We start from the raw sequence: 14,566 nt of genomic DNA on the forward strand, positions 1-14,566 counted from the left end.
GGATTGAAAGGCCTCCTCGTACGCGAAGGCCTTTTTAGCCCTGGATGGCGGCAAGCTGGCTTGAGCCAGTCTGCTGTCTCAGATCAGGCCCTGCCCGCTCCGTCGCTCGACGGAGCGGGCCGCGATTACAGCACGATCCGCTTGCTGCCCTCGCGGGCCGAGCGGTAGATCGCATCGACGATGCGGATGTCGCGCAGGCCTTCTTCGCCCGGCGCACGCAGCGGGGTGCCGTTGATGATCGCCAGCGCGTCCTCGTCCATCTGCAGTGCCTGCTGGTGCGGCACCTTGGCGTCGAACACGCGCCCGTCGCTGGCCTTGCCGGTCACGCCCTGGTAGCTCTGGAACGGCGACAACTCGTACCAGCCGCGCTCGCACTCGGCGCGCAGCACATTCATGTTCTTCCCGAAGCTGGTCTTGCACTCGGCACGCACCGCATTCGGGAATTCCAGCGTGAAGTCCATATGCTCGTCGACTTCGTCGAACAGCTCCGGGCGGTCGGTCCAGCGCTTGGCGGTCACGGCCAACGGCTCGCTGCCCACTGTGTAGCGCGCGGCATTGAGTGGATACACGCCCATGTCGTACATCGCCCCGCCACCGAACTGGGAACGCAAGCGCCACGGACGATCGGCCTTGGTCGCATCGTGATAGCCGTTGTACCCGGCCTCGGCACGCGCGCGTTGCATCGCGCCGAAGGGCTTCTCGCTGGCCATCGCGATCAGGCGGCGCGTATTGGGTTCGTGCTGCATGCGGTAACCGATCGCCAGCGCCACCTTGTTGCGCCTGCACGCCGCGATCATGGCCTCGCATTCGCCGGCATGCATCGCCATCGGCTTTTCGCACCACACATGCTTGCCGGCCGCCGCCGCGCGCAGGGTCAGCGGCGCATGCAGGTGGGTGGGCGTGACGATGTACACCACGTCGATGTCGTCGTTGTCGGCGATCCGGTCGAAGTTTTCGTAGTTGTAGACGTTGCGATCGGCGATGCCGTATTTGGCCTGCCACTGCGGAATCTTCGAGGGCGTACCGGTGACGATGCCGGCCAGTCTGCAATGCTTGGTCAGTGCCAGGCCCGGCGCGAGCTGTTCGCTGGCATAACTGCCCAGGCCGGCCAACGCCACGTTGAGCGGTTTGCCAGGCTTTTTCTTCGGCAATGCCCAGCCGGGCGCGGCAAGCAGGATGCCTGCACCGCCGAACGCGGCGAGCAAACGGCGACGTGTGATCGATTCCACGGACATGCAAACCTCCTTGGCAAGATTGAGAGCGGCTGACACCATCGCATGCAGTCGTCAGCCGACGACGCACTCGCACCGGAGTGTCAGTGGGTACATGCCGCACCGCGTCCCAATCGCCCTGCCCGCAGGTGGGCGCAATCGTGCTGCTGGTCGCTGGTCGGCCAATGCTGCCCGGGCACCTTACTTGATCGTGCGTGATCACCGCCATGGCCGCTGCGCACGTTCTGGCACACTGGCAACGATCCCATCTGGAGCATGCCGCATGATCGCTGTCGCCCGCCGTCGTTTCCTGCCCCTGGCATTGCTGTTGTCCAGCTCGCTGGCAATCGCTGACGATGCGCCCTTCGTTGCGCGCGACCTGATCGGCGATGGCGCCTTTACCCACAATGCCGAAGGTCCTGCGGCCGGACCGGATGGTGCGCTGTATGCGGTGAATCTGGGCAAGGACGACACCATCGCGCGCATCGCCCTGCACCCCGATGGCACTGCAAAGGCTGAGGTCTTTGTAACCTTGCCCGATGGCAGCACCGGTAATGGCATCCGCTTCCGCGACGGGACGATGTACGTGGCCGATTACACCGGCCACAAAATCCTGCAGGTGAACCTGCGCACGCGTGCGGTCAGCACCTTCGCCTCGCTGCCCGATGCCGATGGTCCCAACGATCTGGCGATTGCGCCCGATGGCAGCTTCTATGCAAGCGACCCGAACTGGAAGGACAACAGCGGGCGCCTGTGGCATATCAGTCGCGAGGGCGTCGTCCAGTTGATGGAATCGGGCATGACCACGCCCAACGGCCTGGACGTCAGTCCGGATGGCAAGCATCTCTACGTCAACGAAAGCATGTCGCGAAAAGTGTGGGTGTACGACCGCGTCGATGGCGGGTTGCGCAACAAACGCCTGCTGATCAGCTTCCCCGATTTCGGCATGGATGGCATGCGTTGCGATGCCGACGGCAATCTCTTCATCGCTCGCTACGATGCCGGGCAGATCGCGGTGGTCTCGCCGCAAGGCACGTTGCTGCGCACGGTCGCGTTGAAAGGACGCAAGGCCAGCAACGTCGCGTTCGGCGGCACCGATGGCAAGCAGGTGTTCGTCACCTTGCAGGATCGTGGCGCAGTTGAAACGTTCAGGTCCGATCGCCCGGGGCGCGAAACCGGACGCTGAAACTGCTGCGCACGTCGCAACGGTTCTCAGGTCGCGCAACAGCGTCCTGGCATCCTGCAGGTCACCCGTGGAGGACTCCCCATGCAACCGATCGAACTCAAGGACGCGGCCGCCTTCGGCAACGAATTCCTGCGCCTGACCCTGCTGCAGGGATTCCAATCGCTGACCAAGCGCGATCTGGAATTGCTGATCTTCGTGCTGCTCGAACGCGATGGCGCCATCTCGCGCAACAGCTCCAACGCGATGGTCGCGCTGCAGCTGCGGGTGACCTCGGCCAAGGTCAAGGCATTGCGTCGCGACGGCTATGCGCGCTGGCGCTCGTTGGTGCCTGAAGAAGGCGACGCGGCGATGCAGCGCATCGTCGCCAACGTGCTCACCGAAGACAATCTGCGCTCCGGTGCCAAGCACGTCAGCGAACGTAGCCGCAAGGAAGGCTTTCTTGCGGTGCGCATCGAACACCCCGATGACGCGCAGCAATTCGAGCAGGCCATTCTCGATGTCGGCGCCTTGCCGGTGTACGAACGCAATCGCGAAGTGGTCGCGGTGCGCTTCGACACGCTGCTGAAAGTCGCCGAACGCTGGGGCTATCTGCAGCCGGATCCGCAGGCCGCCGTGCGCGAACTGCAAAAGCTCACGCCCACGGCAGAAGAAGTGGCGGATCTGCTGAAGAAGGACATCGCGCAACTGCGTTGGGAAGACGTCCGCCGCGCACTCAACAGCCTCGGTGCCAAGGCCGTGGCCAGCACTGCCGAGGGCGGTCTAAAGGGCTTGTTGAAGATCGTGTTTCCGTTCATCCCCGGCTGAGCGGCGGAGCCGGGTGCAACATGCGAGGCCGCGGTGCGGCGGTGGGTTCCGGCTCCAGTCCCGGTTAGCCGATGCCGCATCTCGTGCCGCACCGACGGTCGCCCCGGCGCACGCAGACGCTGTCGCCGTACGCCGTACGCCGTACGCCGTACGCCGAGCGCCGGGCGCCGGGCGCCATACGCCGGGTGCAACGTGCACGCACCTCAACACGCCCGCCAGCCTCTATGCTTGCGGGCTGTTCCACATCAGGGGGATCTGATGACCACCGTTCGTATCGTCTCGTTTTCCGTCTCGCTGCTGCTCGGCGGCCACGCGCTCGCGCAGCAGGCACCGACCCCGGCCAGCAGCATGCCGTTGATCGAGGTTCCCAATGTGATTCGCACCCAACCGCTGTCCAGCGGCGAGGTCACCCATCAGGCCCAGCTGGAGCGTCCGCGCGGCGAGTCCAGCGTGATCGTGCGCTCAATCCAGCCCAATAGCGTGGTCGGCAGCTACCGCATCGACTTCCAGGCCCTGGATACCGATGGCGACGGCAGCATCAGTCGCGCCGAGGCACAGGCCAACCCGGCACTGGCAGAGGAATTTGACGCGCTCGACACCCATCACAGCGGCCACCTGAGCCGCGAACAGTTGGCCGGCTGGCTGATTCAGTAAGGTATTGGCCAGCATCGTGCGCGCCTGCGCTATGCAGGCACGCACGGCCCTTCGTTTGTGACCGCCACAACCTCTTGCAGTGCCCGCTTCGGTCGGCTAGATTGTATTTAACGGATACAATTTGGACGGATCGATGACTGCTCGCCTGGCCCTTGCCGCAGACCTTGGCTATCAATTGCAACTGGCGACGCTGGCCTCCAGCCACGCCGCGCGCCAGGAACTGGCCAAACTGCATCTGACCCCGGCGCGCGTCACCGCCTTGATCCATATCCGCGACCAACCCGGCTGCGACCAGACCGAACTGGGCAACCGCCTGCTGGTCAATCGCGCTGCCGGCATGAAGATCGCCAATGCACTGGCCGAGCAGGGCCTGATCGAGCGCCTGGCCGGCCGCGACCGACGCAGCAAGGGCCTGTACCTCACCTCGCTTGGCGAGCGCACGCTCGCCACTGCCCAGGGCTGCCTGGCGCGGGCAGTCGCGCGTACCTGCACCGGCCTGCAAGCCAGCGAGCAGCAGACCCTGCTGCGCCTGCTGTGCAAATTGAACGCCAGCGCCACGCTGGAGCGGGCAAACGTGCCGGACACCGCGCTCGCCGAAGAACTGTGATTTCCACTCTGTACCGACTCGAAGGAGACGCCGCTTGAACGAGCATGACGTGGTATCGGTCCGCATCGAAAACCGCATTGCCTGGGTGAAGTTCGCACGCCCCGACAAACGCAACGCGATGAGCCCGGCGCTCAACCGTCGCATGATGGACGTGCTGGACGAGCTGGAATTCGACGACAACGTCGGCGTGCTGGTGCTCGGTGGCGAAGGCACCGCCTGGTCGGCCGGCATGGATCTGAAGGAATACTTCCGCGAGACCGAGGCCCAGGGCCTGCGCGGCGTGCGTCGCTCGCAGCGCGAGTCCTACGGCTGGTTCCGCCGCCTGCGCTGGTACCAGAAACCCACCATCGCGATGGTCAATGGCTGGTGTTTCGGCGGCGGCTTCGGGCCGTTGTTCGCCTGCGACCTGGCGATCGCCGCCGACGAGGCGCAGTTCGGCCTGTCGGAAATCAACTGGGGCATCCTGCCCGGCGGTGGCGTCACCAAGGTCGCGGTGGAACTGCTTTCCATGCGCGATGCGATGTGGATGACGCTGACCGGCGAAATGGTCGACGGCAAGAAGGCCGCCGAATGGCGTTTGGTCAACGAAAGCGTGCCGCTGGAACGGCTGGAAGCACGAACCCGCGAAGTGGCCCAGTTGCTGCTCAAGAAGAACCCGGTCGCGCTGAAGTATGCAAAGGATGCCGTGCGTCGCGTCGGCACCATGACCTACGACGAAGCCGAAGATTATCTGGTGCGCATGCAGGAAGCGGCCAATTCGTTCGACAACAACGCCCGCAAGGAAGGCATCCGTCAGTTCATCGACGAGAAGAGCTACAAGCCTGGCCTGGGCGAATACGACCTGACCAAAAACAGCGCCTGAGCAGTTCCCAGGGCGCCTGAAGCGATGCGTGCACCCCACGCATCGCTGGCGCTGCCAGTGGTTTTCTGCACCGAGGAGGGAGTATGGAAGCCTTGTCCGCAACCCTGCGCGGGATCGCTGCGCGTGGGCCATTGGGCCTGTTCATCGACGGCCAATGGCGCGCAAGCAGCGGCGATCGCGACGTCAATGTGATTGCCCCGCACACCGAAGAACGCCTGCTGCGCTACACCGAGCCCGCGCCTGCCGACACCGAGGCGGCCATCGCCGCCGCGCGTGCCGCGTTCGACACCGGCCCCTGGCCACGGCAATCGCCGGCCGAACGTGGCGCTGTGCTCAAGCGCGTTGCCGCGCAGTTGCGTGCGCGCATGCCGGAACTGGCCGAGGCCTGGACCGGACAGGTCGGCGCCACCATCGGCTTCAGTCGCCGCGCCTCGCAGCAGGCGCCCGGCCTGTTCGACTATTACGGCGACCTGATCGCGACCCACCCGTTCGTGGAGCCGCGTGCACGCGCCAACGGCGGCCACGTGCACATCGTGCAGGAGCCGGTGGGCGTGGTCGCCACGATCACCCCCTGGAACGCCCCGCTGGTGCTGCTCTGCTACAAGGTCGCTGCCGCCCTGGCGGCCGGTTGCACGGTGGTGGCCAAGCCCTCGCCGGAAACGCCGATCGATGCCTACATCCTGGCCGAGTGCATCAGCGCCGCTGGTGTGCCCGATGGCGTGTTCAATCTGCTGCCGGGCGGTCGCGAGGTCGGCGAACACCTGATCCGCCATCCGCAGGTGGACAAGGTGAGTTTTACCGGTTCCACCCAGGCCGGGCGGCTGATCGGGGTTGCCTGCGCCGAGCGTCTGGCGCGGGTCGGGCTGGAGCTGGGCGGCAAGTCCGCCGCGATCGTGCTGGACGATGCAGACATCGCCAAGGTGTTGCCCAGCCTGGTGCCCTACTCGATGCCGATCACCGGCCAGGTGTGCTTTGCGCTCACCCGCGTGCTGGTGCCGGCGCCGCGACGCGACGAAATCCTGCAGGCGTATTGCGCGGCCATCGGCGCGCTCAAGCTCGGCGATCCGTTCGCTGCCGAGACCGGCATGGGTCCGTTGGCGCTTGGCCGCCAGCTCGAACGCGTGCAGTCCTATATCGCACAAGGCAGCGCCGAGGGCGCACGCCTGGTCATGGGTGGCGGCCGGCCGACGCATCTGCCGCGCGGCTTCTTCCTCGAACCGACGGTGTTTGCCGGGGTGACCCCGGACATGACCATCGCCCGCGAAGAGATCTTCGGCCCGGTGGTGAGCTTTATCGATTATCACGACGAGGCCGACCTGATCACCAAGGTCAACGCCAGCGACTTCGGCCTGCACGGCACGGTCTACAGCGAGGATCCCGATCGCGCCTACCGCATCGCCCGCCGCGTGCGCAGCGGCAGTCATGCGATCAATGGCATGTGGGTGGACTTCGACATGCCGTTCGGCGGGGTCAAGCACTCCGGGATCGGCCGCGAAGGCGGCATCGAAGGGCTGCACGCCTTCCTCGAAACCAGGACCATCTATCTCAGCTAAGTCTCCAGCACACCCATCACGCGGCCACCAGAGAGGCGCGGTTGTAATGCGATGCGACAGGCACTGCGTCGTCCATCGTTTCCTGCGGTGCATCCGCACTCTCTGGTGAACGTTCGCCAGATGGTTTTGGCGCACGCATCAACCTTCAGCCGTAGCCGTCGCACTCACGCCAGTCACTCCCCCATCTGCATTCGGAAGACAGCGCCATGACCATGCCGACCGACTCGATCTCCTTCCACGCCCGCCTCACCCCGCACCGGCTTGCCGCCCGCGACCTGCTGCTGGACCAGCAGTGGACGTACGCAGAACTGGACGCCTTGATCGGCCGTCTGGCCGCGTTGCTGCAGAGGCGCGGCTGCATCGATGGCGAACGGCTCGCCGTGCTGGCACGCAACTCGGTCTGGCAGGTGGCGCTGCATTTCGCCTGCGCACGTGTCGGCGCGATTTACGTGCCGCTCAACTGGCGGCTGAGTGCAACCGAACTGGATGCATTGCTGCAACGCGCAGAGCCGCGCCTGCTGTTGGGCGATGACGTTGCTGCGGGGCGGGCCGATGTCGAGGCGCTGGCCGACTTCGTCGATACGGCGAACACGCTGGAACCGGCAGACACGGCATCAATTCCTCCCGAGCGCGTCAGCCTGATCCTGTTCACCTCAGGCACCTCCGGCCAGCCCAAAGGCGTGATGTTGAGCGAGCAGAACCTGCAGCAGGTGGCGCACAACTTCGGTGTCACCACGCGCGTGGATGCGGGCAGCAGCTTCCTGTGCGAAGCGCCGATGTTCCACATCATCGGCCTGGCCACCAACGTGCGCCCGGTGCTGGCGGTGGGCGGCTCGATCCAGGTCTCCAACGGCTTTGAGCCCAAACGGACCCTGGGCTGGCTGAGCAATCAGTCGCTAGGGATCACCCATTACGTCGGCGTGCCGCAGATGATGCAGGCCTTCCGCAGCCAGCCCGGTTTCGATGCGGCGGCGCTGCGGCATCTCACCGCGCTGGTCAGCGGTGGCGCGCCGCATGCCAGCGATGACCTGCTCGGCTGGCTGGACGATGGCATCCCGATGGTCAGCGGCTTCGGCATGAGCGAGGCCGGCACGGTATTCGGCATGTCGGTGGACTGCGCGGTGATCCGCGACAAGCTGGGCGCAGTCGGCATTTCGGCACCGTCGGTGCAGACGCGCGTGGTCGATGGCGACGGCAACGACTGCCCGGTCGGCGTGCCCGGCGAGCTGTTGTTGCGCGGCCCCAACCTCAGCCCCGGCTACTGGCGCGATCCGCAGGCAAGCGCCGACGCACGCGACGCCCACGGCTGGTTCCGCACCGGCGACATCGTGCGGCGCGATGCCGATGGGTTTTTCTGGATCGTCGATCGCAAGAAGGACATGTTCATTTCCGGCGGCGAGAACGTGTATCCGGCCGAGATCGAAGCAGTGCTTGCGGATCATCCGCAGGTGCGCGAATGCGCGGTGGTGGGGATCGCCGACCCGCAATGGGGAGAAGTCGGCTACCTGGCGATCGTGCCGGTAGACGACGCGCCGGATCTGGAGCAGATCCGCGCCTATCTGATCGAACGACTGGCCAAGTACAAGGTGCCCAAGCATTTGCGCGTAGTCCAGGCGCTGCCGCGCACCGCGACCGGCAAGCTGCAGAAAGCGCGCCTGAAAGATGCCCTGGCCAGCGAGGCGTGATGCATGCCGGGTGGATCGCGCCGGGCGCATCTGCCAGCGACCCGCAGCTTCGCTGCCCAGACAGGGCAGCGACCAGTGCCCCGACAGCACAACGGGCAGCCTGAGCTGCCCGTTGTGTGCATGCCTCGCTGCAGCGTCATTCCGACGCAGCCGCAGCTTGCGCCGCGCATACAGCGCTCAATCGATCACGCGGACTCGTCCAGCAACAGGTTGTCCTCGCTGATCTGCTCGTCCACCCACACCGCACCCTGCTCGGCCATGACCGCCAACTGGCGTTCCAGCTCGCGCATTAGCAAGCGCACGCCGGGCTTGTGGATGGCACTGCCATCGCGATAGATCACCCCGCCTGCACGCGCCTGCGACGGCTGCTGCAGCTGGAAGGCCCGCAGCTCGCCACGTGCGATATCCCCGGCCACCATCATGCTCGGCATCACGGCAACGCTGTCGGTGCCAAGCAGGATCTCGCGGGTAAAACTGGCCGAACTGGAACGCAGTTGATCGCGCGTGGCCAGGCCGTGCTCGCGCATCACCTGCGCCACGTCGCGCTCGACATGCTGGCTCAGCGTCGGCAGCACCTGGCGATACGCGGCGGCTTCGCCGATACGCACCTGGCCGTTGGCAAACAGGGGGTGATCGCTGCGCGCCACCAGTGCGATCGGATCCTGGTACAGCACCTTTCGGATCAAGGTGTCATAGCGGGCCAGCGGATACAGCCGGCCCACCACCAAGTCGATCTCGTTGCCGGCCAGCTTGGGCAGCAGCTCGTCGGTACGCCCATGCAGCAGGCGCACCCGCAGCGTGGGTTCGGCGCGATACAAGGCCGCCAGCACGGCCGGTAACAGGCCGCTGGCCGCGACCGGCAACGCACCCACGGTGATGGTGAGCGCGTCATCCTGCAGCAGACCCTCGAAGGTGTCCTGCGCGCGGCGCAACTGACCAAGCACGACATGCGCGGTCTGTACCAGCACCTCGCCCATCGCGTTGGGGCGCACGCCGCGCGAATGACGCTCGAACAGCGGCGCGCCGACGATCTCTTCGATCTCCTGCAGTGCACGCGTCAATGCGGGCTGGGTGACGTTCAATACGCGTGAGGCGCGGAGCAGGCTTTTCTGCCGGTCCAGCGCCTCGATGACACGTAGATGCCGGACCTTGATGCGGTGTTCGAAGAACACGGAGGACATGGTCATGGGGGGGACCTTACGTTGGGAAGTCGGGTAATGCGGCGGGACGGCACCTGGCCCCCGCCTGCAGATCAGCGTGCATCGGGCACACGCCGCGTCTGCATGAAGTCCTCGAAGGACTCGCCACGCATGATGGCGTAGACCTGCAGATTGGTCATGCGCACCACACGGGCGAATTTTTCGATGACGAAGAAGTTGGCGCCGTACTGCACCAGGCCGAGCCAGTCGCGTGCACGGATCAGCGCCTTTTCATGCTCGGTGAGGCCGGCTTCCTGCATCAGGGTTTCGGAATCTTCAACAAAGCGATCGCGCCACGGGGCGCGGATCATATGCCAGAAGAATCGGTTGAGGCGCAATGCGCGGTTGCTGGTACGCAGATCGAACAGGTAGGTCCCGCCGATCTGGTCCATGCCCTGTACTTGCGGATTCATAGGCCGGCCCTCATGCCGCGTTTGCGGTATGCGTGGTGCGCGCGAGCAACTGCGCCGAAGACGGTGCGTCAGCGGCTTCGACGCCCGGCTCGTACAGCACCACCGTCATCGCGGTGGTGGTCATCAGATAGTAGTTCTGATGCAGCTTGCGGATCGGCCCGCCCAGCGCGCCACGCATCGCCAGCCACATGATCTGCTCCACGCTTTCGGCTCCACCCAGGCGCACGTAATCGGTGTGGGTGAGATCGGTCAGTGTTTCCGGCGCATGCTGGAAGCGGTCCAGAAATTCCATGTCCCACTCGGTGTTGTTGAAGCCGGTGCGCTCGCCGTGGATCTGATGCGACAGCCCGCCGGTGCCTACCACCACCACCTTGAGATCCTCCGGATAGGATTCAATCGCCCGCCGCACCGCCTGGCCCAGGCGATAGCAGCGGCGCGCGGTCGGCAGCGGGTACTGCAGCACGTTGATCGCGATCGGCACCACCGTGCCCGGCCAGTCCGGCACGTGCGGCCACAGCAACGGCAGCGGCGCCGCGCAGCCATGGTCGATCGGCTTGTCCTGGAACACGGTCAGATCGAATTCGTCGTTGACCAGGCATTCGGCGATATGCGCCTGCAGCTGCACATCGCCGCGGATCGGCGGCAGATTGCGCAGCCCTGCGCCTTCATCGGCCACCGGAAAACGCTCGCCGATGCCCAAGGCAAAGGTCGGATACAGGTCGAAGAAGAACGTCGTGCAATGGTCGTTGTAGAAGAACACCAGCACGTCTGCCTGCTGCTCGGCCAACCAGGCAGCCACCGGCGTGTAACCGTCGAACAACGGCTTCCACAACGGATCCTGCTGTTTGCCCTTGTCGTAGGCCACCCCGATGGTGGGAACGTGCGAGGTTCCGATGCCGCCGATGATGCTTGCCATGCTGCACTCCTGCGATGCGTGCCGGCCCCTCACGGTGGCCTCTTGCGCATCATTGATTGAGTCGAAATCCGTCCCGCCATGGGATCCCAACAACGCCGAGTAACCACTCCGGACCGCCAAAACGGTATCCTTGGGATCCAAAGTGCCACCAAGCGATCTCGTCTGCAAGGTTTTTATACCGGTATTGCGAGTTTTCCCCCTCGAAGGAACGTGCGCTGCAGTACGGCGCGAGAGAATGGAGCCAATGGCGAACAACCACCGATTGCAAGCGGTCCAACAGCTACGCGAACTGATCCTGTGCGGTACCTTCGCCCCGGGTGAGCGCATCACCGAGGCCGCGCTGGCCGAGCGACTGGCCATCTCGCGCACTCCCATCCGTCAGGCCCTGCCGGCGCTGTGCCAGGAAGGCCTGCTGGTGCAGGCAGGCAACCGCGGCTATGCGGTGCGACGTTTCAGCCAACAGGAAAGCCTGGACGCACTGGCGGTGCGCGCCTTGATGGAAGGCATGGCCGCACGCGCCGTCGCCGAACAGGGCGCCTCCGCTGCACTGCTGGCCACGCTGCATGCCTGTCTTGGCGAAGGCGACCGGATTCTGGCCACGCGCAGCTTGAATCCCGACGACGAGCAGGCCTATGGCGCGATGAATGCCCGCTTCCACCGCGCCATCGTGGTGGCCGCCGACAAACCGATCCTGACCGAGACCGTGGACCGGTGCACCGTGGTGCCCTTCGTCAGCCCGGTCAATGTGGTATTCGGCCAGCGCTCGCCCACCCTGGCCTACGACGATCTGTACTACGGACATCGGCAACACGGCGCCATCGTCTCGGCGATCGAACAACGCGATGGCGCGCGTGCGGAACTGTTGTTTCGCGAACATGCCAATACCCAACGCCACAGCATGGGTCTGTGACGCGCGCACCTGCCTGGCGCGGCAGCCTGCACGGCTTCGGACCTCGGCAGCCGGGTGGCCCGGCCTTGCGCTGCATGCCTCGTTGTCTGCATCAGCGCGATGCATCCGCCTCCGCAGCGCACGCAGACGTGTCAGCGCGCGTTGCGGATCCTGACGCGTTTCCACGCTAGAGAGAGTGCACAAACATCAGGTTGACGCTGGTGCCGGCCACCGAGTTTTTCACTTCCACCGGCAGATAGACATTGAAATTCAGCAGATTATTGGCATCCAGCCGCCAGGACAGCCCCGGCCCAAGATAGAACTGCATGCGCTTGCTGTCCGGTACACGCTGCCCATTGGTGCGATTGTCCTGCAGCTGCTGCAGGTAATACCCGTTGATGCCTAGCCGCAGTTTTTCGCTAACCTTCACCGAGCTGGCCAGATTGGCCCACACCAGGTCGCCGGCCTGACCATTGCGAAAGCGGAACCCCGGGATCGGCGGTACGCCGCCGGCGCGATCGGTGCGGAAATTGTAGAGATAGTTGACCCGCATGCTGATCTCCCAGGTGTCGCTGGGTTGCACGGTGAACGCCCAATGCGGCGCTACCGACCAAAATCCGTTGCTCTGGTTGATGGCGGCATCGCGATCGAACTTGCCCACGGGAGCGAACGCATCGATCGCGAACCGCTGGAAGAACAGGACGCGCCCGTTGCGCATCACCGGGTCGAATTGCAGCGCCGGCCCGAAGGAGATATCGCCCATCCCGAACCCGTTGCTGCGCAACTGCACGGGGCTGTCTGCAGCGAAGGACGTGTCGTAGTTGACCAGTGGCACGATCGTATTGAAGCTCAGCGACGCGCGCTTCCAGCGATAGGGCGTGACGTAGATCAGCTGGGTCAGCAGGACGCTGACACCGACCTTGGGATCGCGAAATGCGGCCGCATCGTCGCCGCGCGCGTTCTTGATCGCGTCGAAGTCGTAATGGCGCAGATACTCGATCACCGTCCAGCCCGGCGTCGACGAGCCGAAGCCATCGAGAAAACTCGTTCCGCCCAGATTGATGCCCTGCGGCGGTGCGGCGGTTTCCGGCACCGCCTGTGCGGATGCCGCAATGGCAGGCCGGCACCCAGCAGCGTTGCCAGGGTCAGGACACGCTGCCGGTACGACGACAACCGTGGCAGTGCAACAGCACAACGGGCAGATGAGCTCACGCGTTCCACTAGGCGATTCTCCAATGCGATGGATGGATGACTGCGGGCGCGACGTGGGGGAGGAAAGCGGTGCTGCGGCAGGCGGCGGCGACGCCATCCGCCTGTGTGTCCAGGAACGGATTCGAGGCAGCCGATCAATCGGCGCCGATGCGCATCAGCAAGGCGCCAAGCCGCTGCTTGAACAGCCAGCGCTCCTGCTCCCGCACCAGCACGTCGTCGAAACTGCCGAGCAACGCAGGCGACTGGGCCGTCCAGGGCAGTGCTGTGGAGGTGTCCGCGGCGGTATAGAGCAGGACCTTGCTGTGCGCGTGCGCCACGGTCGGCGATTGGATGCTGACCAGGGTGTTGAGCATCAGATGGCAAGTGGTGCGCGGCGGGCGCGCGCGGAAGGAGTGCAGGATCGCCTCGCGGCCGTGCACCGGCAGCTCCGGTGCGCTGGGCCGGGCGAACACGCCGTCGGCAGTGAACAATGCGGCAAGGCCTTCATGGTCATGCCGGTCGTTGAGCAATGCGAATTGGCGAATCACCTGCTCGCAGGCAATGATGATCGATGCATCGTCGTGCATGCAGCCTCCTCAAGTCGCTGCTGATAAAGCGGCAAGCCTGGTCAACGACAGCGCACGCGTCGCCGGCCGGACCGGATCGCCATCACGCCTCCTGCAACCAGTCGCGCATTGCTGCGCTGACGGCGGCGGGGGCTTCCAGCGGCGCCATATGCCCGCTGTTTTCGAAGACCACCAGCCGTGCGTGCGGGATCTGCTGCGCCATCTGCTGGTGCTGGGCCAGGGGACTCCAGGCGTCCTGCCGGCCCACGCCCAGCAGGGTCGGGCAGCGAATCTGCGCCAGCACCGGCGCGGCGTCGGGGCGCTCCAGCAACGCGTGGATCTGCCCGGCGTAGGCCTGCACGCTGTGCCGCTGCACCATCGCGATCAGGGGATTCATCAACCCGGCATCGTCGTGCCGGTCCGGATGCAGCATCGGTGGCAGCCATTGCCGTGCGAGCGCCTGCATGCCCTGCGTGTGGGCAAGCTGCACCAGTGCAGCGCGCTGTTCACGCTCGCCATCGCGGCGTGGTGCAATGCCGGTGTCCAGCAAGGCCAGGCGCTGCACGCGTTGCGGCGCCTGGCGCATGATCTCCAGCGCCACCCGCCCGCCCATCGAATGGCCGGCCACGGCGAACTGCGGCGGGGCGACGGTCAGCACGTGTGCGGCCATCCGCGCGATGCTGTCGAAGCCGGCGAAGTCCAGCACCTGCACCGCGGCGAGATCGCTCAGCGCCTCGCGTTGCGGCTGCCAGATGGTGGCATCGCAGAGCAAACCGCAGAGCAGCAGCACGTTGGGCCTGGACGAACGGGTGGCGAAAGATGACATGGCT

Annotated in this window: 14 protein-coding genes and 1 pseudogene; 8 read left to right on the plus strand and 7 right to left on the minus strand. The window is 65.3% G+C overall.

What is annotated here, in order from left to right:
- Positions 1-125: 125 nt before the first annotated feature.
- Positions 126-1,235, minus strand: coding sequence for a Gfo/Idh/MocA family protein (locus LL972_RS08820; RefSeq protein WP_228327267.1), 1,110 nt, complete (start codon positions 1,233-1,235; stop codon positions 126-128).
- Between the two features lie 259 nt (positions 1,236-1,494).
- On the opposite strand from LL972_RS08820, the gene LL972_RS08825 reads away from it, so the two are divergent.
- The 7 genes from LL972_RS08825 (at position 1,495) to LL972_RS08855 (ending at position 8,562) form a co-directional block, all read left to right on the plus strand.
- Positions 1,495-2,397 (plus strand): SMP-30/gluconolactonase/LRE family protein, encoded by a 903-nt coding sequence (locus LL972_RS08825; protein WP_228327268.1) that lies wholly within the window; start codon positions 1,495-1,497, stop codon positions 2,395-2,397.
- A gap of 81 nt (positions 2,398-2,478) precedes the next feature.
- Positions 2,479-3,201, plus strand: a complete 723-nt coding sequence (locus LL972_RS08830) for a hypothetical protein (protein WP_228327269.1) — start codon at positions 2,479-2,481, stop codon at positions 3,199-3,201.
- Between the two features lie 258 nt (positions 3,202-3,459).
- A complete protein-coding gene (locus LL972_RS08835) occupies positions 3,460-3,855 on the plus strand; it encodes an EF-hand domain-containing protein (RefSeq protein ID WP_228327270.1) in 396 nt (131 codons plus the stop codon).
- Between the two features lie 133 nt (positions 3,856-3,988).
- Positions 3,989-4,462 (plus strand): MarR family winged helix-turn-helix transcriptional regulator, encoded by a 474-nt coding sequence (locus tag LL972_RS08840; RefSeq protein ID WP_228327271.1) that lies wholly within the window; start codon positions 3,989-3,991, stop codon positions 4,460-4,462.
- 34 nt (positions 4,463-4,496) lie between these two features.
- The gene (locus LL972_RS08845) at positions 4,497-5,324 is read left to right on the plus strand and encodes a p-hydroxycinnamoyl CoA hydratase/lyase (protein WP_016900748.1); all 828 of its coding nucleotides are present in this window, start codon (positions 4,497-4,499) and stop codon (positions 5,322-5,324) included.
- Positions 5,325-5,407: 83 nt separating this feature from the next.
- Positions 5,408-6,877 (plus strand): aldehyde dehydrogenase, encoded by a 1,470-nt coding sequence (locus LL972_RS08850; RefSeq protein ID WP_228327272.1) that lies wholly within the window; start codon positions 5,408-5,410, stop codon positions 6,875-6,877.
- Between the two features lie 206 nt (positions 6,878-7,083).
- Complete coding sequence (locus tag LL972_RS08855) at positions 7,084-8,562, plus strand: AMP-binding protein (protein WP_228327273.1); 1,479 nt, start codon at positions 7,084-7,086, stop codon at positions 8,560-8,562.
- Positions 8,563-8,747: 185 nt separating this feature from the next.
- Here LL972_RS08855 and LL972_RS08860 read toward each other — a convergent pair whose 3' ends face one another.
- The 3 genes from LL972_RS08860 to LL972_RS08870 all read right to left on the minus strand — a co-directional run bounded on the left by LL972_RS08860 (position 8,748) and on the right by LL972_RS08870 (position 11,090).
- Complete coding sequence (locus LL972_RS08860; protein ID WP_228327274.1) at positions 8,748-9,749, minus strand: LysR substrate-binding domain-containing protein; 1,002 nt, start codon at positions 9,747-9,749, stop codon at positions 8,748-8,750.
- Between the two features lie 65 nt (positions 9,750-9,814).
- Positions 9,815-10,174 carry a protocatechuate 3,4-dioxygenase gene (locus LL972_RS08865; protein ID WP_228327275.1) on the minus strand — a complete coding sequence of 120 codons (360 nt, stop codon included), beginning with the start codon at positions 10,172-10,174 and terminating at the stop codon, positions 9,815-9,817.
- Between the two features lie 10 nt (positions 10,175-10,184).
- Positions 10,185-11,090 carry a gallate dioxygenase gene (locus tag LL972_RS08870; protein WP_228327276.1) on the minus strand — a complete coding sequence of 302 codons (906 nt, stop codon included), beginning with the start codon at positions 11,088-11,090 and terminating at the stop codon, positions 10,185-10,187.
- Between the two features lie 235 nt (positions 11,091-11,325).
- Between LL972_RS08870 and LL972_RS08875 the strand changes: the two genes are divergently transcribed.
- Positions 11,326-12,000, plus strand: a complete 675-nt coding sequence (locus tag LL972_RS08875; protein WP_228327277.1) for a GntR family transcriptional regulator — start codon at positions 11,326-11,328, stop codon at positions 11,998-12,000.
- Positions 12,001-12,166: 166 nt separating this feature from the next.
- Here LL972_RS08875 and LL972_RS08880 read toward each other — a convergent pair.
- The 3 genes and pseudogenes from LL972_RS08880 to LL972_RS08890 all read right to left on the minus strand — a co-directional run bounded on the left by LL972_RS08880 (position 12,167) and on the right by LL972_RS08890 (position 14,562).
- Positions 12,167-13,200 (minus strand): annotated as a pseudogene (locus tag LL972_RS08880) (SphA family protein).
- 125 nt (positions 13,201-13,325) lie between these two features.
- Positions 13,326-13,757 carry a nuclear transport factor 2 family protein gene (locus tag LL972_RS08885; protein ID WP_228327278.1) on the minus strand — a complete coding sequence of 144 codons (432 nt, stop codon included), beginning with the start codon at positions 13,755-13,757 and terminating at the stop codon, positions 13,326-13,328.
- A gap of 82 nt (positions 13,758-13,839) precedes the next feature.
- Positions 13,840-14,562 carry an alpha/beta fold hydrolase gene (locus LL972_RS08890; RefSeq protein ID WP_228327279.1) on the minus strand — a complete coding sequence of 241 codons (723 nt, stop codon included), beginning with the start codon at positions 14,560-14,562 and terminating at the stop codon, positions 13,840-13,842.
- Positions 14,563-14,566 lie beyond the last annotated feature (4 nt).

The sequence above is a fragment of the Xanthomonas campestris pv. asclepiadis genome, from assembly GCF_020784175.1.
GTDB classification, from domain to species: Bacteria; Pseudomonadota; Gammaproteobacteria; order Xanthomonadales; family Xanthomonadaceae; genus Xanthomonas; species Xanthomonas campestris_D.